The following is a 19209-nucleotide window of genomic DNA, read 5'->3' on the forward strand; positions in this document are numbered from 1 at the left end:
GCGCCGATTCTCGTTGCATCCGCTCTAACTTGCCGTGCCTTGACCGACCGTTAACCAAGTCGGCCCCCCGCCGCCGTCACCCTACGGTCACGCCGGCGCGAATTCATTCCTCATGAGAGACCTCCGCTTCCGCCTCGGCCGCAGCGATCACTGCCAATTGCTGCTGCACGTCACACAGCCACGCGAAATTGGCCTCGGATCCGTCCTCGGCAAGAGCTCTCTCAGCTTGGTGAAGTTCGCTATGTAGCGCGCCCGTCTGCCGGTGCAAGATCACGGCCTGATGCAGAGTCTGTTCGAGGCGCTGCGGATCGGCGTTCGGATCGAGCGTCCAGCGGTCGCCGGAACTGACCAGCGCGAGTAGCCGGGCATGGGCCTCTTCGAGCCCCGCGCGACGCAGCCGCGCCTCCATCAATTCAGCCTCCGGGGTGCCGGCCTCCGCCGCCCGGTCGAGAAGGAGAGTGCGAAGCGCGCGGGCATCCGGATTCACCAATTCGAGAGCCGCGAGCGCCTCCTCCTCGATTCCGAGCAGTTCCGGATGCGCGAGCAGGCTCATCACGATCATCGCCTCGCGCTTGGCCGCCCGCCCGCCCGCCGCCGGCACGGGGGCGGCCGTCTTCAGCAGCGGGTTGAAGCCGGTGGTGATGCGGGGCGACGGCGGCGGATCGCCGGGGCGCGGCCGGCGCTGGAACGGGGCGCCGCGTGGAGCTGCCGGCCGTCCGCCGGATGCACGCTCGGAGCGTCCGCCGGAAAATGAGGCCGGCCCGCCGGACAGCCCCCGCAGCCGCCCCTCGATGTCGTCGCGATAGAAGCGGCGCACCGTCTCGTCGCGAATGCCGGCCACCGCTTCCCGCAGGGTCCGTGCGAGCCCGGCGCGGCGCTCCGGGGTCTCGAGGGTCGCCGCCTCGGCCTCGCGTGCCCACAGCATCTCGACCAGCGGTCGCGCCGCCGAGAGTACCGCCTCGATCGCCGAGGGACCGCCGGAACGCATCAGGTCGTCCGGATCCTGACCCTGGGGCAGCATCGCGATGCGCAGGGATTTGCCGGGCTCCAGCATCGGCAGGGCCACGTCGAGCGCGCGGAAGGCGGCGCGCTGGCCCGCCCCGTCGCCGTCGAAGCAGAGGATCGGCTCGTCGGCGTGGCGCCAGAGCAGGGCGAGCTGATCCTCGGTCAGCGCGGTGCCGAGCGGCGCCACCGTCTCGGGATAGCCGGCCAGCGTCATGGCGATGACGTCGACATAGCCCTCCACCGCGACGATCCGGCTCCGGTCGTGCGCGCTTTTCCGAGCGGCGTGGAGGTTGTAGAGCATCCGCCCCTTGTGGAAGAGCGGCGTCTCCGGCGAGTTCATGTACTTCGCCTTGGCCTCGGCCTGCATCGCCCGGCCGCCGAAGGCGACGACCCGGCCGCGGATGTCGGGGATCGGAAACATGATCCGGTCGCGGAACTTGTCGTAGGGGACGTTCACCCCCTCGGGCGCCGTGAGCAGCCCGAGTTCCAGCATCAGGTCGCGATCGACCCCTTTGCTCGCGAGGAAATCGCGCAGGGCGTACCGACCGGGCAGGGAATAGCCGAGCCGGAACGTCTTGCGCGTCGCCTCGCCCAGGGCCCGCCGGTCGAGATAGGCCCGCGCCTCCCCGCCGGCCTGCCCGCGCAACTGCTCCTCGAAATAGACGGCGGCCAGTTCCATGACTTCGAGGGCGCCCTTGCGCCGCTCCTCGGCCTGCTCGTTCTCGACCGTCATCTTCGGCAGGGTGACGCCGGCCTCGCCGGCTAGCCGCTCGACCGCCTCGGGGAAGCTCAGGCCTTCCGTTTCCATGACGAACTTGAAGATGTCGCCGTGCTTGCCGGAGGAGAAGCAGTGGTAGAACTGCTTCTGGTCGTTCACGTAAAACGAGGGCGTCTTCTCCGAATTGAACGGCGACAGGCCGCGCCACTCGCGGCCGGCCTTCTTCAGCCGCACGCGCCGGCCGACCACCTCGGAGGTGGGCACGCGGGCGCGGATCTCTTCGAGGATGTGGGGCGGGTAGCGCACGGTGACTCTGCTGGAAGCGGATCGCGTGGACGTGGAGAACCGGCCTTGCGGCAGGGAGTGTAGCGCGGCGGGCCTGCCGGAGTCTTAAAGCCGATCGCGCGGAGCTTTCGCCGGGGCGATGCGTTGCCGGCCCGATGACGGAATCGCGCTCGCCCCCCCGCTGCGGCATCGCCCGCCGCCCGCTCCTCGGACTTGCCCTGCTCGGCGCGCTCACCCCCAGAGCGCGAGCCGCCGACGATCTGTCGGCGGTGCTCGATCCTTCGGCTAGGGCGGAAACGCTGTATGACGAGGGCGCGTGGTGCGAGGGGCCGGTCTGGGCGCCATCCCTCGGCGGCCTGATCTTCAGCGACGTGCGCCGCAACCGGATGATGCTGATCCGCGAGGGCGGCCGCGCGGAGGTATTTCGCGAGCCGTCAAACAATTCCAACGGCAACACCGTCGATACCCAAGGCCGGCTCGTCACCTGCGAGCACCGCACGTCGCGGGTCGTGCGGCGGGAGACCGACGGCGCCATCACCGTGCTGGCCGACCGTTACGATGGCGGGCGGCTCAACGCGCCCAACGACGTCGTGGTGGCCCGCGACGGCGCGATCTGGTTCAGCGATCCCACCTACGGCATCGATCAGGCCGAGGAGGGCCTACCGCGCCCGTCCGAGCAGAAGGGCCGCTTCGTCTTCCGCCTCGCCCTCGACGGGACGCTCGCCGTCGCCACGGATCGGTTCGTGCAGCCCAACGGGCTCGCCTTCTCGCCGGACGAGCGCGTTCTCTACATCTGCGAATCGGGCACCCGCGAAGGGGCGACGGGCGAGATCCGCGCCTTCGACGTCGCGGACGGGCAGCTGTCGAAGGAGCGCGTCTTCGCCACGGTCCCGAAGGGTGTGCCGGACGGCGTGAAGGTCGATACCGACGGACGGGTCTATGCCGGCACGGGTGACGGCGTGCGGATCTGGTCGGCCGACGGCCGCCCGGTTGGACACATCCCGACCGAGAGCCCCTGCGCCAACCTCGCCTTCGGCGGGCCGAACGGGCGGCGGCTGTTCCTCTGCGCCGGGAAGCGTGTGCTCGCCATCGAAACCAAGGTGCGCGGCGCCGCGATCAGTTCAGGGGGGACCCGCCCATGACGGTCCGCCTCGCACGGCGCACACTGCTCGCCGGCACCGCGGCCTTGGCCGCCGCTCGGACGATGGCGACGCGCCCGGCCCAGGCTGAAGCGGCGACCGCGCCGGTCGGCGCTCTCGAACGCGTCGTCGCCGCGCAGGCGCCGACGACGCCGACCGGGCTGACCCTGTCCGCCGACGGCCGGATGTTCCTGTTCATGCCCCGCTTCGACGAGCAGACGGTGTTTACCGCGGGCGAGGTGTTTCCGGACGGGCGGGTCGTGTCTTATCCGAGCGAGGCGGCGAACCGGCCCGATCCGGCGCGCCCGGCCGAGACGCTGTTCCACGTCCCCAACGGCGTGTTCGATGCGAAGAACCGCCTCTGGCTGCTCGATGCCGGGCTGATGGCCTCGTCGGGCGAGCCGGTGCCGGGCGCGGCCAAGCTCGTCTGCATCGATACGGCGACGAACGGGATCCTGCGCACGATCCCGCTGCAATCGGTCGTAACCAAGACCTCCTCGCTCAACGACCTGCGGGTCGATGTGAGGCCGGGGCGCGAGGCGGCCTACATCACCGACCAGGGCCAGACCGGCGCGGGCGCGCTGATTGCGGTCGATCTCGCGAGCGGCCGCGCGGTGCGGCGGCTCGCCGACCATGACAGCACGCAATCGGTGCCCGGCATCCTCAAGATCGTCGAGGGCCGGGTGCTGCTGAAGCGCGAGGCCGACGGTACGACGAGCCCGATCAAGGGCGGCGCCAACGGCATCGCGCTGAGCCCGGATGGCGCACGGCTGTACTACACGCCGCTGATGAGCCGGCGCCTCTACGCGGTCGAGACCGCCGCCTTGCTCGATGCGGGAAAGGACGACGCGGCGGTCGCGGAAACGGTCACGGATCTGGGCGAGAAGGGCCTGACCGGCGGGCTCGCCGCCGATTCACGCGACCGGATTTATCTCAGCCTGCAGGAATTCAACGGCATCGGCCGGCGCGATCCGGACGGGCGGGTCGAGGTCATCGCCACCGATCCGCGCCTGATCTGGCCGGACACGTTCTGGATCACGGCAGACGGCTGGCTCTACCTGTCGTCCGCCCAGGCCAACCGCCGCCCCGAACACAACGGCGGCATCGACCGGCAGGAGCCGCCCTACGCGATCTTTCGCATGCGGATCGATGCCGGGCCGGCGTGACGTGTCGGGAGAGACAGGTCTCCCATCCCCGACCTCACCCTGAGGTGCTGCGAAGCAGCCTCGAAGGGTCCTCCAGATCCCGCGCGCCGTCTGGAAGACCCTTCGAGGCCCGCTGACGCGGTCGCCTCAGGGTGAGGAAGCGCGTGGGATAATACCGCCTTGATGAGCTGCGCACGTCCGGGAAAAAATTACTTCCCCGCCAGCGCGTCCTTCACCAGCGCGCTCGCGCGGCCGAAATCCATGCGGCCGGTATATTTGCCCTTCAGCGCGGCGATCACCTTGCCCATGTCCTTCGGGCTCTCGGCGCCGGTCTCGGCGATCGCGTCGGCGATGGCCGTGCGCATCTCGGCCTCGTCCAGTTGCTGCGGCAGGAAGGTCTGGATGATCTCGGCCTCGGCGCGCTCGCTCTCGGCGAGTTCGGGCCGGCCGCCCTGCTCGTAGACGCCCGCGGCTTCCTGGCGCTGCTTGATCATCTTCTGGAGGAGCGCGAGGATTTCGTCCTCGCCCGTCTCACGCTTGCCCTCGCCGCGCGCGGCGATATCGCGGTCCTTGAGCGCCGCCTGAATCATGCGCACGGTCGAGAGCTTCTGCTTCTCGCCGGCCTTCATGGCCGCTTTCATTTCGGCGGTGATGCGCTCGCGCAGCATGATGCTATGACTCCGTCGGGTGTTTCGATGCGGACGTTCGATCCGTCCAGGGCATTGCGCACGGCTGATTCCGCGCCCAGATTGACCCAGGCGCGGCCGGCTCGCTATGAGCCCCGCGAGATATCGCCTTGCCCCGCGGCCCGAATGAGCGGCCGCGCGAGGCGGCGGACATAAGCCGGATCGGACCCATGCTGCAAGACGAACCCGCGACCCTGCGCGCCGATCCCGCGCGCACGAACCCGGAACCCAAGGCGCCCGAGCCCTGGAGCGAGCCGCTGGTGACGGCCCTGCTCGTCCTGGCCGACGGCACCGTGCTCGAAGGCTTCGGCATCGGCCAGACCGGCGCCGCCGACGGCGAGGTCTGCTTCAACACGGCGATGACGGGCTATCAGGAGATCCTGACCGACCCGTCCTATGCCGGGCAGATCGTCACCTTCACCTTCCCGCATATCGGCAATGTCGGCACCAACGACGAGGATCTGGAAAGCCTCGAAGCGGCGCCGGCTTCCGGCGTGCGCGGCGCAGTGATCGCCTCGGCGGTCACCAAGCCTTCGAACTGGCGCTCGTCCTCGCATCTCGACGGCTGGCTCAAGGCCCGCGGCATCGTCGGCATCACCGGGATCGACACGCGGGCGCTGACCGCGCTGATCCGCGACCGCGGCATGCCCAACGCCGTCATCGCCAACGACCCGGAAGGCAAGTTCGACCGCGAGGCGCTGAAGGCCCGCGCGGCGGCGCTCGCGCCGATGGAAGGTCTCGACCTCGTGCCGCCGGTGACGTCCCGCGAGACCACGGCCTGGACCGAGACCGTCTGGGCTGTGAAGGGCGGCTACGGCTCGCGTGCGCCGGGCCAAGGCCTCAAGGTCGTGGCCATCGATTACGGCGTGAAGCGCAACATCCTGCGCCTGCTGGCGGAAGCCGGCTGCGACGTCACCGTGGTGCCGGCCACGACCACAGCCGAAGACATCATGGCCTTGAAGCCGGACGGTGTGTTCCTCTCCAACGGCCCCGGCGACCCGGCCGCGACCGGCGAATACGCCGTGCCGGTGATCCGCAAGCTGCTCGACGAGCGGGTGCCGACCTTCGGCATCTGCCTCGGCCACCAACTCATGGGCCTCGCGCTCGGCGGGCGCACGGTGAAGATGGGCCAGGGCCATCACGGCGCGAACCACCCGGTGAAGGACCACACCACCGGCAAGGTCGAGATCGTCTCGATGAACCACGGCTTCGCGGTCGACCCGACAAGCCTGCCCGAGACCGCCGTCGAGACCCACGTCTCGCTGTTCGACGGCTCGAATTGCGGTCTCTCGCTCACCGACCGCCCGGCCTTCTCGGTGCAGCACCACCCGGAAGCCTCTCCGGGCCCGCGTGACAGCCACTATCTGTTCGAGCGTTTTGTGAAGCTGATGCGCGAGAACCGGCCCGAGACGGCCGCCTGAGCCTGAAGAGAACGCCTGGGACGGCGGCCCAAACGCCGCCGTCCCCGCGTCACAAAAAACTCCACCTTGCCCCCCATCTCCTGGCCCATGGCCGGATCGCAAAAGAATCAGCGGCCGGATCGTTTGGGGGCTTGCCGCATGACGCTCGACGACGCGCGCGACGACTTCTCGCGCCTGCATCGCCTGTTCACCTTCCACCTTGGCGTGGCGGTTGGGCTGGCCTGGCTGACGACACTCTACGCAGCGGTTTCCGCGCCGTGGGTGCGCAACATCCGCGCGCTGATCGACCCGACCGATCCGATGCGGATCGAGAGCACGCTGTCCTACCTGTTCGTGATGCCGGCCGTCCTGACGCTCGCCTGGGCCTCCGCCTATTTCGGCCGCGAGACCATGCGCCGCTTCCAGACCCTGCCGAACCAGACCCTCGAATTCGCCGCCGCGGCGATGGTGGCCTTCGGCGTGTTCTACCTGTCGATCGACCGCGCCGTCGCCGTCATTGGCGCCGGGTTCTGAACCCTGGAGCGCTTTCCGACGAAGTGGACGCCGGTTCGGCCAAAGAAAGCGCGTCGAAACAGAGACCTAGAGACGCCGACCTGATGCAATCAGGTCGGATACGGCTCTAGCGACTCCGGAGTGCCAGCGCATTCAGCCGGCACTCATCCCTCCACCCAAAGCCGCACCGCGTCGTCGGCGAGCAGCCGCACCAGCCGCTGCTCCGCCCCCGCATCCGCGGCGATGACGACACCGCCGCAGACCGTGTCGCGGCCGGTGAAGGCGTAGCGAAGCACCGGCGCCGGCCTCAGCCCACCCGATCCCGTCGCGCAAAATCCGTGCATCGCGTGCGGCCGGTCGCTGCGGCCGATGGCGACCTCCAACCCAGCCGCCTGCCCCTTCAGCGGAATCGCGAAGAATTCGAGTCGCCGCCCCTCCTGCTGGGCGAGCGCCCGGCGGGGGCTGGAGAGCGCGACGAGGGTATCGGGGGGCAGGTGCAGCAGCCCCTCGAACGACAGCGACGGCCCCACCCGCACGAATCGGTCGATCACCGCCATCCCGCTCAGATCGTCGAGCACGAGGAAGAGGCGCGCATGGGCGTAGTCGGGCCCATGCACGGTGGTGGAGAGCATCAGGGCCTGGGCACCGTCGAGCGTGAGCCGCGCGCTCAGCGTCCCCGAACCGGCGACCGGCTCGCAGCCATCGGGGATGGCGACATTGTGGGCGCGGGGCGAGAGCAGGTAATGGCGCGCTGGGCCGACCTCGACGCCCTCGGCGCCGCCCCCCTCAACGATCCAGCGCCGCGAACCGGTGGCGAAGGTGAAGGAGGTGCAATCGCGATGCCCGTGCGGTGATTGCGCGGTATGGGTGAGGGCGAAATGACCCCAGCCCTGCTCCATCCCATCGTAGCGGAGCGCAAGCATGCCGGCGGTACGGCCCTCGGGAACGGGCGCAGCGTCGCGCTCCGCGACGAGGTCGTGACCCTGAGAATGGCCCCGCGAGGACAGCCGGGCGATCCAGGCGGAATGGTCGAGGCCAGCGGGGGCATCGCCGAAGGGCGGCAGCCGCCCGCCGCGATCGATCAGCCCGGCGAGGCCCGGCAACGCCGCCTCGACGCGGCGGCGGATCGTCGGGCCGGGCTCGGTCTCGCCGAGCGCGTCGGCGATCGCCTGACCGTGGCTCAGGAGATCGAGGCGCCGCACCGGGGCGGCATCGGTGAACGCGCCCGCCTCCGACAACAGCGCATCGAAGCCGTGGGTGAGGCTGTCGCGCGCCAGGGAGTCCCAGTAGGGGGCGAAGGTGAAGCCAGGCAGCGCCCGTGCGACGGCAAGCAGCGCCGCCGCCGCCTGGATGCCGTGCAGAGCCCGCGCCAGGGTGTTCTGCCCGACGATCTCGGCAAGCGCGAAGCCCTGCCGTGCGGCCTCCGCCGCGATCTCTGCGCGGGCGGGCTCGTCTCGGGTGGGATCGTCGCCGCCGGTAAGCAGACTCGCCAGTACATCGCCGCGGGGGGCCAGAGCCGCCGGGTGCAGACTCAGGCCGTCCGCCGGCTGGCTCCACGGATTGGCCCGCGACCACGCCGCGGCGATGGTCCGGGCGCGGGCCGCTCCGTCCGGAAGCGCGGCGAGCGGCAGCAGCCAAGCCAGCGACTGATAGGCGAGGCGCCACGCCACCGAGCGGAACGGATCCTCGCGCCAATCCGGCGTTTGCGGCAACGTCCAATCGGGCAGGCCGGCCAGAGCCAGGACGACACTCTCCCCCTCGATCCGCGCACTGCGATCCGGCCCGGTGCGCAAGTCGCGGGCCCGCGCGAGGATCGGCGCGGCACCCGTCTCGGACCCCGCCCGCCACGATGCGGGCACGCCTTCGGGCAGGCCGAGCCGGTCGGCGAGGCGGGCGAGGAAGGCCGGCGCATCGAGGACGTCGTCGTCGCAAAGGCTTTCAAGGCGGAAATCATCTTCGAGCGCGAGTTCGGGCTGGCCGATCAGCTCGCTCTCCGAGGGGGTCTGCGCATCCTCCCACGCGCCGAAATCGAGCGCGACGGCTGCGGCACCGGGCGGCGGACGCAGGGTCAGGGTGAAGCGGCGGGCCTGCGGCTGGGCCGAGAGGTTGATGACCGCACCGAGGCCCGGCACGGAGACGGCGTTGGCATAGGGCGGCGCAATCTCCGCTCCCGCCGCATCACGGTAGACGAGGCGCACCCGCGCGGCATGCTCGTCGGCCCGCGCGGCGTAGATCTGGCCGCGCAGCACCAGGGCGACGTCCTCGGCCAGCGCGTAATCGAATCGGAGCCCTTCGCCGGACAAGGGGTGCCGACGCGGCGCCGGCGCCGGATCGGGCGTGCCGAGGCGCAAGACAGGGTCGGCCACGGCGACGTCGCCGGTGTTGCGCCACGAGCGCAGGGTGACGCTGACGCCGCGCGCCTGATCGGGCACGCGGAAGGCGATGCGGAACGGCTCCGCACCGAGAAGCGCCGGCCCCGGAATCCAGGCGACATGCGGATCGAGCAGGCTGCGGGCCAGCCCCGGCACATGGTCGAGATCGAGGCTGGAGCCGTCCGCCGCCAGGAAGTCGAAGCCGGCCGCGACGGCATCGACGGCCAGAGCCGCCGCCTCGTCCGCGTCGAAGGCAAGACCGAATCGCAGGCAGGCCCAGGTTCCGGGCGAAAGATCGGAAAAGCTCAAGCCCACCCGCGCAAAGCGGTTGTTGGGTGCGATGCGGTGCAGTCCCTCGCGTCCGCCCGGCCCGGCGCCCCCGGCATAGCGTGAAGCGGCCGGCAGCAGGGGCGCTGCGCCCTCGCTGTCGGAGACGGCTGCAGCGGCCTGCTCATCGATCTGGTCCATCACCCACAGGCGCTACCTCGGGGATCGGCCGTGTCAAGGCGCGAGCCAGCCTCGTGCAAGATTGCCTACCTAAACCTCCTCCCTGACGCGGGTTTCACCGTCCGGGTGCGCCCGCGTCCCGCGCTTCTTGAGAAGCCCTTGGGATGGGGGCGTTGCCATGACGACGGGCGTCTACCTGTTCGACCTCGCCTCGCAGCACGCGCGTTTTCTCGCGACGCGGCAGGCCACCATCGCCGGAAACGTCGCGAACGCGAACACTCCCGGCTACAAGGCGCGGGACGTGATGCCCTTCGCCCAGGTCCTGGCGCGTACCGGGCTCGACATGGCCTCGACCGCCACGAGCCATCTGGGAACGCAAGGCACCGGCATCCCCGTGCGCGAGGCCAAGCCCACCGAGACCTGGGAAGTGCTCCAATCGTCGAGCGCGGTCAGCCTGGAGCAGGAGATGCTCAAGGCCGGCGACGTCTCCCGCCAGCACAACCTCGATACGGCGGTGGTGAAGTCGTTCCATCGCATGCTGATGGCCGCGGTGAAGGGCGGCGCATGATCGATCCCCTGCTCTCCGCCTCGCGGCTCGCCAGCGCCGGCCTCGAAGCGCAATCGCTGCGCATGCGGGTCGTCTCCGAGAACCTCGCCAACGCGCAATCGACCGGCGCGACCCCGGGGGCCGATCCCTATGCCCGCAAGACGGTGACGTTCCGGGCCGAACTCGACCGGGCGGCGGGCGTCGCCTCGGTGCGCCTGCGCGAGATCGGCACCGACAACGCCCCGTTCCGCACCGAGCACGACCCTGCCAACGCAGCCGCCGACGCGAACGGCAACGTCAAACTGCCCAACGTGAACATGCTCGTCGAGATGGCCGACATGCGCGAGGCCAACCGCTCCTACGAGGCGAACCTCCAGGTCATCAAACAGGCCCGGGCCATGGTCGCCAGCGTCATCGATCTCCTGAAGTCCTGAAGAGCCGCCCGCGATGATCGAAGCCCTCAACTCGCTCGCCGCCTTCGACAAGGTCGCCGGCACCTCCTTCGCCGGGGCCGCGCCGACCCAGAAGGCCATGTTCAGCCCGGCCGCCCTCTCGGGCATCGCCGGGACCGCCCCGACCGCGCCCACCGATTTCGGTGAGGTGATGGCCCAGGTCGCGTCCAGCGCCCGCGACGCGCTGCGCACCGGCGAGGCCACGGCGATCTCCGGCATCCAGGGCAAGGCCACCGCGCAGCAGGTGGTCGAGGCGGTGATGTCCGCCGAGCAGAGCCTCCAGACCGTGGTGGCGATCCGCGACAAGGTAGTCGCCGCCTACCTCGAACTCAGCCGCATGCCGATCTGATCGGCCGCGCCGCTTCCGTTTCAACGCGCGCTCTGACGCCGAACCGGCATCCCGTTCGGCGGAAGGAGCGCTAGCCCGAAGGATCCCTCGCCATGCGCGCGCTCGCCATCGCCGCCACGGGCATGTCCGCCCAGCAGCTCAACCTCGAAGTCATCGCCAACAACATCGCCAACCTGAACACCACCGGGTTCAAGGGCGCGCGGGCCGAGTTCACCGATCTGCTCTACCAGGCCGAGCGGCAGCAGGGCGTGCCGAACCAAGCGGGCCAGGAGGCGGTGCCGGAGGGCGCGATGCTCGGCCTCGGCGTCCGCGCCGCCGCGATCCGCAACCTGCACCGGCAGGGCTCGCTGGCCAACACCGGCAACCAGCTCGATCTGGCGGTGAACGGGCGCGGCTACTTCCAGATCACCAGCCCGGCGGGCGAGATCCAGTACACCCGCGCCGGCTCGTTCAACAAGAACAACGCCGGCCAGCTCGTGACCATGGAAGGTTACGCGGTCGATCCCGCGATCCTGATTCCTCAGAACACCACACAGGTGACGATCAACGAGTCCGGTCAGGTCTTCGCCAAGATCGACGGGCAGGTCGCGTTGCAGAATGTCGGCCAGTTGACGCTCGCCAACTTCGCCAACGATTCCGGCCTCGAACCGCTCGGCAACGGCCTCTACCGCGAGACCCCGGCCTCCGGCGCGCCCGTGGTCGGCAATCCCGGCGACGTCAGCTACGGCAAGCTGCAGCAGGGCTATCTCGAAGGCTCGAACGTCGATCCGGTGAAGGAGATCACCAGCCTCATCACGGCCCAGCGCGCCTTCGAGATGAACTCGAAGGTGATCCAGGCCGCCGACGAGATGGCCGGAACGGTCTCCAAGGGCATCCGCTGACGCACGCGGCGTCCACGCCCGCATCCTTTTACGCGTCTTCCCCTCCTCCTTCGGCGCGAGCCCCCATGCCCCGCAAGACCTTCGTCCGCGGCCTCGTGCTCGCCGCCCTCGCGGCCGGCTCGGCGCAGCCCATCGCCCCGGCGCAGGCCGTCGAGGGCATGGCGAATGCCGAACTCATGTTGCCGGTGCCGACCGTCACGATCTATCCCGGCGACACGATCAAGGAATCGATGCTGCGGATGCAGGCCTATCCCGCGACCTATCGGGCGCGCACGGCGGTCATCGATGCCTCCGCCGCGATCGCCGGCCGGGTCGCCCGGCGGATGCTGCTGCCGGGTGAGCCGGTGCCGGTCAACGCCGTCGACGATCCCCGCCTCGTGAGCCGTGGTGCGCCGACGCAGATGATCTTCGAGGAGAACGGCCTCGTCATCACCGCGGTCGGAGCGCCACTCCAGAACGGCGGCCTCGGCGAGACGATCCGCGTGCGCAACACCGACACCAACCGCATCATCCTCGGCACGGTGATGGCCGACGGCCGCATCCGGATCGGCGCGCAATGATCCGTCGCCTGCTCCTCGCGGTGCTGCTCGGCCTGCTCACCGGCCTCGGCTTTGCCGTCATGACCGGCCCGGTCTTCGCCGCCGGCACCCGCATCAAGGACATTGCCACGCTCAAGGGCGTGCGCGACAACCAGCTGTTCGGCTACGGCCTCGTCACCGGTCTCCAGGGCACCGGCGACACCCTGCGCAACGCGCAGTTCACCGAGCAATCGCTGCAATCCCTGCTTGACCGGCTCGGCATCAACGTGCGCGACGCCCGTCTGCGCACCCGCAACATCGCGGCCGTGATGGTGACCGCCGACCTGCCGCCCTATACCGGCACCGGCTCGCGCATCGACGTCACCGTGACCTCCATGGGCGACGCCACGTCGCTGCGCGGCGGCACCCTGCTGATGACCTCGCTCACCGGCGGCGACGGCCTCGTCTACGCGGCGGCGCAGGGGCCGCTCGCGGTCTCCGGCTTCTCGGTGCAGGGCCAGGCCGAGCAGTTGACGCAAGGCGTGCCGACGGCGGGCCGCATCCCGAACGGCGCGATGATCGAGCGCGAGGTGCCTGGCACCTTCCGCGATCTGCCCGAACTCGTGTTCGAGCTGAAGAACCCGGACTTCAAGACCGCGACCCAGATCTCCGACGCGATCAACGCGTGGTCGCTCGGTGCCTTCGGCCGTCGTATCGCCAGCGCGCGGGACCAGCGCGCCGTGGTGGTGATGCGCGGGCGCCAGATGGCCCAGACCCGGCTGGTGGCGCAGATCGGCGATCTGACGATCCAGCCCGACACGCCGGCCCGCGTCGTGGTGGACCAGCGCACCGGCACCGTCGTGATCGGGCGCAACGTGACGATCTCCACCGTCGCGGTCACCCACGGCAACCTCACGGTGCGGGTCACCGAGGCACCGGAGGTGTCGCAGCCGGAGCCCTTCTCCAACGGCCAGACCGTCGTGGTGCCGCGCACGGAGGTCTCGGCGCGGGAGGAGCGCGGCAAGCTCGCCATCCTCGGCGGCTCCGACCTTCAGACGCTGGTGCGCGGGCTCAATCAGGTCGGGCTCAAGCCCACCGACATCATCGCGATCCTGCAGGCGGTGAAGACCGCCGGTGCCCTCCAGGCGGAGCTTGTGGTGCAGTGATGAACGTGACGCTGCGCATCGCCCTGTGCTGGCTCGCGCTCGGCGGGACCGCGCTCGCGGCCGGCGGCGACCACGCCGACCCGGCCAAGGACGCCGCGATGCGGGCGCTCGCCACCCGCGACGCGCCGAAGGAGATCTCGGCCCAGGACTTCGTCGCCAAGGAGCCGGCCAAGACCGGCTACTGCGCCAACATCGCGGATGCCGCCGCCGATGCCCGCTTCGCGTGGCAGAAGGAGCAGCTCGCGGTGATGGAGCGGCAGGTCGAGGAGCGCATCAAGCTCCTCGAAGAGAAGCGGGCCGAGTACGAGGCGTGGCTCAAACGCCGCAACGAATTCCTGGCCAAGGCCGATGAGAGCGTGGTCGCGGTCTACGCCAAGATGCGGCCCGACGCGGCGGCGCTCCAGCTCGCCAACATGCCCGACGAGGCAGCCGCCGCCCTGCTGACCAAGCTCAACGCCCGCACCGCGAGCGCCATCCTCTCCGAGATGGAGGCGGCCCGTGCCGCCGGTCTCGCCCGTGCGATGTCGGAGTCGGGCCGCAAGGACGCGACCGCTCCGGCCGTCAAGAAGAACCAGAGGTCGTGATGCGCCCCTCCTCCGCCGCCGTGGCCGTGCTGGCCCTCTCGCTCGGCGCCTGCCAGAGCGATCTCGACCGCCTCGGCCGCCCGCCGCTGCTGACGCCGATCGGCACCGGGCTCAACGCGCCGCGTGAGCCGCTGCCGACCTCGTTCGGTGCGCTCGGCCCGCGCCACAGCTACCACTCGACCTGGAGCCCGGCGAGCGCCGCGCTCTACCAGGATCCGCGCGCCCGCGACGTCGGCGACGTCATCACGGTCAGCATCGCCATCAACGACAAGGCGCAGTTCGACAACGCGAGCGAGCGCGGACGCAGCCAGAAGAGCAGCCTCGGCTTCGATTTCGGCTACGGCATCTCGGGGCTCAAGGACACGGCCACCGCCGATACCGGCATCCGCTCCGGCACCGAGACCAAGGGCCAGGGCTCGATCGACCGCAAGGAATCGCTCAGCCTCTCGGTCGCGGCGGTGGTCACCGAGGTGCTGCCCAACGGCAACGTGCTGATCTCGGGCTCGCAGGAGGTGCGGGTCAACAACGAGGTCCGCGTGCTCGAAGTCGCCGGCATCGTCCGCCCGCGGGACATCTCGCGCAAGAACACCATCGATTACGACAAGATCGCCGAGGCGCGCATCTCCTACGGCGGGCGCGGCCGCATCACCGACGTGCAGGGCCCGAGCCTGGGCCAGCGGGTCTTCGAGACCGTCGCACCGTTCTGACGGCGCGCCCCGAGCGCTCTTGCGCTGAAGCGGCGAACCGCTCGCACCGCGAAGCGATGTGAGCGAACCCAGGAGAATCGAGATGGCGGACGCCAAGGACTCCAAGAAGGGCGGCAAGGGCTGGATCGGGGCACTCGCCCTCGTCACGCTGATCGCCGTCGGCACCGGGGGCGGGCTCGGCGTCTACCTGCTCGGCACCGTCGAGAAATCGGTCGACCTCAAGCAGCGCGAGGAGGCCGGCAAGGCGGTCAAGGTGCTCAACTACACCGGCGACCTGTCCCTGCGCAGCGTCGGCTCGGTGGTGGCGAACCTCGCCGAGCCGACCGATTCCTGGGTGCGGATCGAATCCTCCGTCGTCTTCAACACCGGCGCGCTACCCAACCCCGAGGTGACGCTGGCCGAGATCCGCGCCGACGCGCTGGCCTACCTGCGCACGCTCTCCATGGCGCAGATCGAGGGCGCGAACGGCCTCCAGCACCTGCGCGAGGACCTCAACGAGCGCGTCGCGACTCGCACCAAGGGTGCGGTGCGCGAACTCATCGTCGAATCGCTGGTGGTCCAGTGAAGAGAGCGCGCGCGATCCTCGTTACCGCCGGTCTTGCCCTGGCCGCCGGCCTCACCGCCTCGGCCGCTCTGGCGCAGGGTGCCGCGCCCGGCGGCGTCACCGGCGTGCCCGGTCTCGACGCGCTGCTGCCGCCCGGTAACGGGGCGGCCTCCGGGCGCATCATCCAACTCGTCGCGCTGCTCACCGTGCTGTCGCTGGCGCCGGGCCTGCTCGTGATGGTGACGAGCTTCACGCGCTTTGCCGTCGCGTTCTCGTTCCTGCGCTCGGGCCTGGGCCTTCAGAGCACGCCGGCCAACCTGTTCCTCGTCTCGCTCGCCCTGTTCATGACCTTCTACGTCATGGCGCCGACCTTCGACCGCGCCTGGAACGAGGGCGTGAAACCGCTGCAGGAGAACCGCATCAGCGAGGAGGAGGCGTTCGGCAAGATCGTCGATCCGTTCCGGGAATTCATGACCCAGCACGTGCGCCCGAAGGACCTTCAGACCTTCACCGATCTGGCGAGCCGCACCTTCCCCAAGGCCGAGGCCGGCGAGAAGATCGACCTGCGCATCCTCATCCCGGCCTTCATGATCTCCGAGCTGCGCCGGGGCTTCGAAATCGGCTTCCTGATCGTGCTGCCCTTCCTCGTCATCGACATCATCGTCTCCACCATCGTGATGTCGATGGGCATGATGATGCTGCCGCCGACCGTGATCTCGCTGCCGTTCAAGGTGCTGTTCTTCATCCTGATCGACGGCTGGAACCTGCTGGTCAGCGGCTTGGTGCGGTCGTTCTTCTGATCCTGGTTTTTGCGAATATCCCGGCCATCACCCTCATCCTGAGGAGCCCGCATCAGCGGGCCTCGAAGGATCGTCCAGATCCAGCGCGATCCCTGGAACACCCTTCGAGGCCTCCGCTTCGCGAAGGCACCTCAGGATGAGGGTTGGAGCGATACGGGTCGCTCACGATGCCCGATACTTGGAAAAGACCGCGCTCACCTCGTCATCGCTCGCGAAATCGCCCCGCTCCATCTCGGCTCGGGCCTCGAGCAGATCGGCACGGCAGCTCCGGCCGGGCGAGGGGAACCCGCAGCCTCTCCTAATCGGCCGGGCCAATGTCGTTCTCGGGGCCGGTGTCGAGGCTGTCGGCGATGCGGAAGGCGGCATCGCACAGGAACGGGCCAAGCGGCCGAGCCGCGCCCTCCTGGCCTGATCCGAACCATCCGCGATCATCAAGGGCTCCCGGCACCGCTCGCGAGACCTGTCGCGTCGCAATCCCCGCGCAAGGGTGAGCCCTCATTCAGTCTGGCGACACGTGTCAGGTCGCCAACGGGATCGGTCCGGGGATGTTCGGTCGCGAGCAAGCCGAAAGATTGTGGAGCAACATCGTCGATCTCGGCGCGAGGCGGCTGATCGCCCTCGGGCTGGTCGGCCTCTTGGTGTTTCTCGGCGTCGGTGTCGGCGCCTACTATCTCAGCCGTCCGGCGCAGGAGATGCTCTATACGGGCCTCTCGCGTGAGGACGTGTCGCGCATCGGCGGCGTGCTCAAGGACAACGGCATCCCCTTCGACGTGTCGTCCGACGGCACGGCGGTGCTCGTCTCCTTCGGCCACACCGCGCAGGCGCGGATGCTGCTCGCCGAGAAGGGCCTGCCGCAGAGCTCCAAGTCCGGCTACGAGCTGTTCAACGATCTCGGCTCGCTCGGCATGACCTCCTTCATGCAGGAGGTGACCCGCGTGCGGGCGCTCGAAGGCGAGATCGCCCGCACGATCCAGGGCATGAAGGGCGTGCGCGCTGCCCGCGTCCACTTGGTGCTTCCGGACCGCGGCTCGTTCCGCCGGGACCAGCAGCCGGCCTCCGCCTCCGTGGTAGTGCGCACCGAGCCGGCCGACGACACGTCCGGCGCGCAGGCGATCCGCCAGCTCGTCGCCTCGGCGATCCCCGGCATGAAGCCCGACCGCGTCACCGTGATCGGCTCGGAGGGCACGGTGCTGCTCGCGGGCGACGATGCCGGCACGGCGCCCACCGGCAAGATGGCGACGCTGGAAAAGTCGGTGAGCCGCGAGATGCAGGACAACATCCGCCGCACGCTCGCGCCCTATCTCGGTGTCGGCAATTTCGAGATCAGCGTCGCGACCCAGCTCAACACCGACAAGACAAGCACGAACGAGACGATCTTCAACCCCGATCAGCGGGTGGAGCGCTCGGTGCGCTCGGTGCGCGAGAGCGAGAACGCGCAGAACCGCAACAGCCAGCGCCCGACCAGCGCGCAGGAGAACCTGCCCGACCAGCGCACCCGCTCGGACGGCAACGACCAGTCGAGCAACGAAAGCTCGAAGAAGGAAGATCTCACCAATTACGAGATCTCCCAGAAGACGGTCCAGACGGTGAGCGACGGCTACGCCATCCGCCGCCTCTCGGTCGCGGTGCTGGTCAACCGCTCGCGGCTGACCGCGCTCGCCGGGCCCGACGACAAGGCCAGCCTCGACAAGCAGATTGCCGAGATCGAGGAGCTGGTGGGCTCGGCCGCGGGCTTCAGCAAGGAGCGCGGCGATACGATCAAGGTCGCGGCGGTCGGCTTCGTCAACGACGGACAGCCGATGGAGCCGGTGCCGCCGCTCTCGCTCACCGACGTGATGATGAAGCAGTCCGGCACGCTCATCAACGCGGCGACGATCCTCGTCGTGGCGGGCCTGCTGATCTGGTTCGGCCTGCGTCCGGCCCTGCGCGCGATCCTGGCGACGCCCGAGACCGCCCAGAGCGAGGTCGCGGCACTCGCCGGCCCCGACGGCGCACCCGCGCTCGCCGCCGACGGCACGATGGCGCTGGCCGCACCGGGTGCCGCGCTCCCCGGCTCCGGCGAGGCGGCCAAGCTTCCCGCGCCCGGCGTCGCCGGCCTGCTGGAGGAACTGGAGGACAAGATGGCCCGCTCGCCGCAGAAGCGACTGGAGCAGCTCATCGACATCGACGAGGAGCAGGTCGCGGCCGTGCTCAAGCGCTGGCTCATGCGTGAGGAGGCGGCGTGATGGACGCGGTGCTCGCCCGTTACCTGCCGGACTTCTCCGCCCCTCCCCCGCCGCCTGCGGCGCTCTCGGGCGAGCCGGATTTTTCGGGGGCGTGGTTCCGCGCGCCCGCCGCGGAGCCGGCCGCACCGGCTCCGATCGAACTCCAGGCCGAGCTCGAACCCTTCCTGCCCCGCGCCGCCTCGGCCACCCTGCGGCCTGCCGAGGATCGCGAGGCGCTGATCGCCGCCGCCGAGGCACGCGGGCGAGAACAGGGCCGGGCCGAGGCGATGGAAGAGTGGTCGGCGCAAGCGGCGCTCGAGCGCGCGGCGCAGCAGGCCCTGTTCGAGGAAGGCGTGGCGCAGGCCCGCCGCGACTGGACCGAGGCGCAGAGCGAGATCCTGGCGCAAGGCTTCGTCGCGGCCATGCAGGCGCTCGAGGCCACACTGTCGGACCGGGTCGCGCGGCTGATCGCGCCGGTGCTGGGCCAAGCGCTGCAACGGCAGGCGCTGGATGAACTCAGCATTGCCCTCAAGCGCATCCTGGCCGAGCCGCAACGGGCGGCGGTGCAGGTGCGCGGGCCGGACGATCTGATCGCGGCGCTCGCCGCAAGGCTCGGCGGCTCGACCGGGATCGCTTTTGAGGCGGCCGACGGGCCGGAGGTGACGGTGCGCGCGGGCGAGACCGTGATCGAGACCGAACTCGCGGCCTGGAGCCGCCTGATCACCGCCGCGATCGCGGAGGCGTAAG

19 protein-coding genes are annotated in these 19209 nt (G+C 69.9%); 16 read left to right on the forward strand and 3 right to left on the reverse strand.

Annotated features, from left to right (window positions below; translation table 11 throughout):
- Positions 1-103: 103 nt before the first annotated feature.
- Positions 104-2029, reverse strand: coding sequence for a DNA primase (dnaG, locus tag OVA30_RS24215; protein ID WP_268177234.1), 1926 nt, complete (start codon positions 2027-2029; stop codon positions 104-106).
- Between the two features lie 134 nt (positions 2030-2163).
- Between dnaG and OVA30_RS24220 the strand changes: the two genes are divergently transcribed.
- Positions 2164-3150, forward strand: coding sequence for an SMP-30/gluconolactonase/LRE family protein (locus tag OVA30_RS24220; RefSeq protein WP_268177235.1), 987 nt, complete (start codon positions 2164-2166; stop codon positions 3148-3150).
- Positions 3147-4313 (forward strand): L-dopachrome tautomerase-related protein, encoded by a 1167-nt coding sequence (locus OVA30_RS24225; protein ID WP_268177236.1) that lies wholly within the window; start codon positions 3147-3149, stop codon positions 4311-4313. Before OVA30_RS24220 ends, OVA30_RS24225 begins: the two co-directional genes overlap by 4 nt.
- Before the next feature lie 188 nt (positions 4314-4501).
- On the opposite strand, the gene OVA30_RS24230 is transcribed toward OVA30_RS24225, so the two are convergent.
- On the reverse strand, positions 4502-4960 hold the full coding sequence (locus OVA30_RS24230) for a GatB/YqeY domain-containing protein (RefSeq protein WP_268177238.1): 459 nt from the start codon (positions 4958-4960) through the stop codon (positions 4502-4504).
- 188 nt (positions 4961-5148) lie between these two features.
- Here OVA30_RS24230 and carA point away from each other — a divergent pair, with 188 nt between their 5' ends.
- On the forward strand, positions 5149-6399 hold the full coding sequence (gene carA / locus OVA30_RS24235; protein ID WP_056498554.1) for a glutamine-hydrolyzing carbamoyl-phosphate synthase small subunit: 1251 nt from the start codon (positions 5149-5151) through the stop codon (positions 6397-6399).
- 138 nt (positions 6400-6537) lie between these two features.
- Positions 6538-6912 carry a hypothetical protein gene (locus OVA30_RS24240; RefSeq protein WP_003602026.1) on the forward strand — a complete coding sequence of 125 codons (375 nt, stop codon included), beginning with the start codon at positions 6538-6540 and terminating at the stop codon, positions 6910-6912.
- Between the two features lie 143 nt (positions 6913-7055).
- On the opposite strand, the gene OVA30_RS24245 is transcribed toward OVA30_RS24240, so the two are convergent.
- Entirely contained in the window at positions 7056-9731 is a 2676-nt protein-coding gene (locus tag OVA30_RS24245) for a heparinase II/III domain-containing protein (protein WP_268177240.1), read from the reverse strand.
- A gap of 157 nt (positions 9732-9888) precedes the next feature.
- Here OVA30_RS24245 and flgB point away from each other — a divergent pair, with 157 nt between their 5' ends.
- From flgB to OVA30_RS24305, 12 genes are all read left to right on the forward strand, one after another.
- Positions 9889-10278 (forward strand): flagellar basal body rod protein FlgB, encoded by a 390-nt coding sequence (gene flgB / locus OVA30_RS24250; protein ID WP_012252379.1) that lies wholly within the window; start codon positions 9889-9891, stop codon positions 10276-10278.
- Entirely contained in the window at positions 10278-10691 is a 414-nt protein-coding gene (flgC, locus tag OVA30_RS24255) for a flagellar basal body rod protein FlgC (protein WP_173390174.1), read from the forward strand. The genes flgB and flgC overlap by 1 nt, the downstream gene beginning before the upstream one ends.
- Positions 10692-10704: 13 nt before the next feature.
- Entirely contained in the window at positions 10705-11058 is a 354-nt protein-coding gene (locus tag OVA30_RS24260) for a flagellar hook-basal body complex protein FliE (protein WP_003602017.1), read from the forward strand.
- Positions 11059-11150: 92 nt separating this feature from the next.
- Entirely contained in the window at positions 11151-11939 is a 789-nt protein-coding gene (gene flgG, locus OVA30_RS24265; RefSeq protein ID WP_003602015.1) for a flagellar basal-body rod protein FlgG, read from the forward strand.
- A gap of 65 nt (positions 11940-12004) precedes the next feature.
- Positions 12005-12499, forward strand: a complete 495-nt coding sequence (flgA, locus tag OVA30_RS24270) for a flagellar basal body P-ring formation chaperone FlgA (RefSeq protein WP_003602013.1) — start codon at positions 12005-12007, stop codon at positions 12497-12499.
- Positions 12496-13623, forward strand: a complete 1128-nt coding sequence (flgI, locus tag OVA30_RS24275; protein ID WP_012605695.1) for a flagellar basal body P-ring protein FlgI — start codon at positions 12496-12498, stop codon at positions 13621-13623. The genes flgA and flgI overlap by 4 nt, the downstream gene beginning before the upstream one ends.
- On the forward strand, positions 13623-14207 hold the full coding sequence (locus OVA30_RS24280; RefSeq protein WP_003602010.1) for a MotE family protein: 585 nt from the start codon (positions 13623-13625) through the stop codon (positions 14205-14207). The genes flgI and OVA30_RS24280 overlap by 1 nt, the downstream gene beginning before the upstream one ends.
- Positions 14207-14914, forward strand: coding sequence for a flagellar basal body L-ring protein FlgH (flgH, locus tag OVA30_RS24285; RefSeq protein ID WP_003602007.1), 708 nt, complete (start codon positions 14207-14209; stop codon positions 14912-14914). The genes OVA30_RS24280 and flgH overlap by 1 nt, the downstream gene beginning before the upstream one ends.
- Before the next feature lie 82 nt (positions 14915-14996).
- Entirely contained in the window at positions 14997-15479 is a 483-nt protein-coding gene (locus OVA30_RS24290; protein WP_056112353.1) for a flagellar basal body-associated FliL family protein, read from the forward strand.
- Positions 15476-16258: a flagellar type III secretion system pore protein FliP gene (gene fliP, locus OVA30_RS24295; protein WP_012605699.1), complete on the forward strand. Its 783-nt coding sequence runs from the start codon at positions 15476-15478 to the stop codon at positions 16256-16258. Before OVA30_RS24290 ends, fliP begins: the two co-directional genes overlap by 4 nt.
- Before the next feature lie 545 nt (positions 16259-16803).
- On the forward strand, positions 16804-18483 hold the full coding sequence (gene fliF / locus OVA30_RS24300) for a flagellar basal-body MS-ring/collar protein FliF (protein ID WP_268177244.1): 1680 nt from the start codon (positions 16804-16806) through the stop codon (positions 18481-18483).
- The gene (locus OVA30_RS24305; protein WP_268177245.1) at positions 18483-19208 is read left to right on the forward strand and encodes a hypothetical protein; all 726 of its coding nucleotides are present in this window, start codon (positions 18483-18485) and stop codon (positions 19206-19208) included. The genes fliF and OVA30_RS24305 overlap by 1 nt, the downstream gene beginning before the upstream one ends.
- Position 19209 lies beyond the last annotated feature (1 nt).

The sequence above is a fragment of the Methylorubrum sp. SL192 genome (assembly GCF_026672325.1).
GTDB classification, from domain to species: domain Bacteria; phylum Pseudomonadota; class Alphaproteobacteria; order Rhizobiales; family Beijerinckiaceae; genus Methylobacterium; species Methylobacterium extorquens.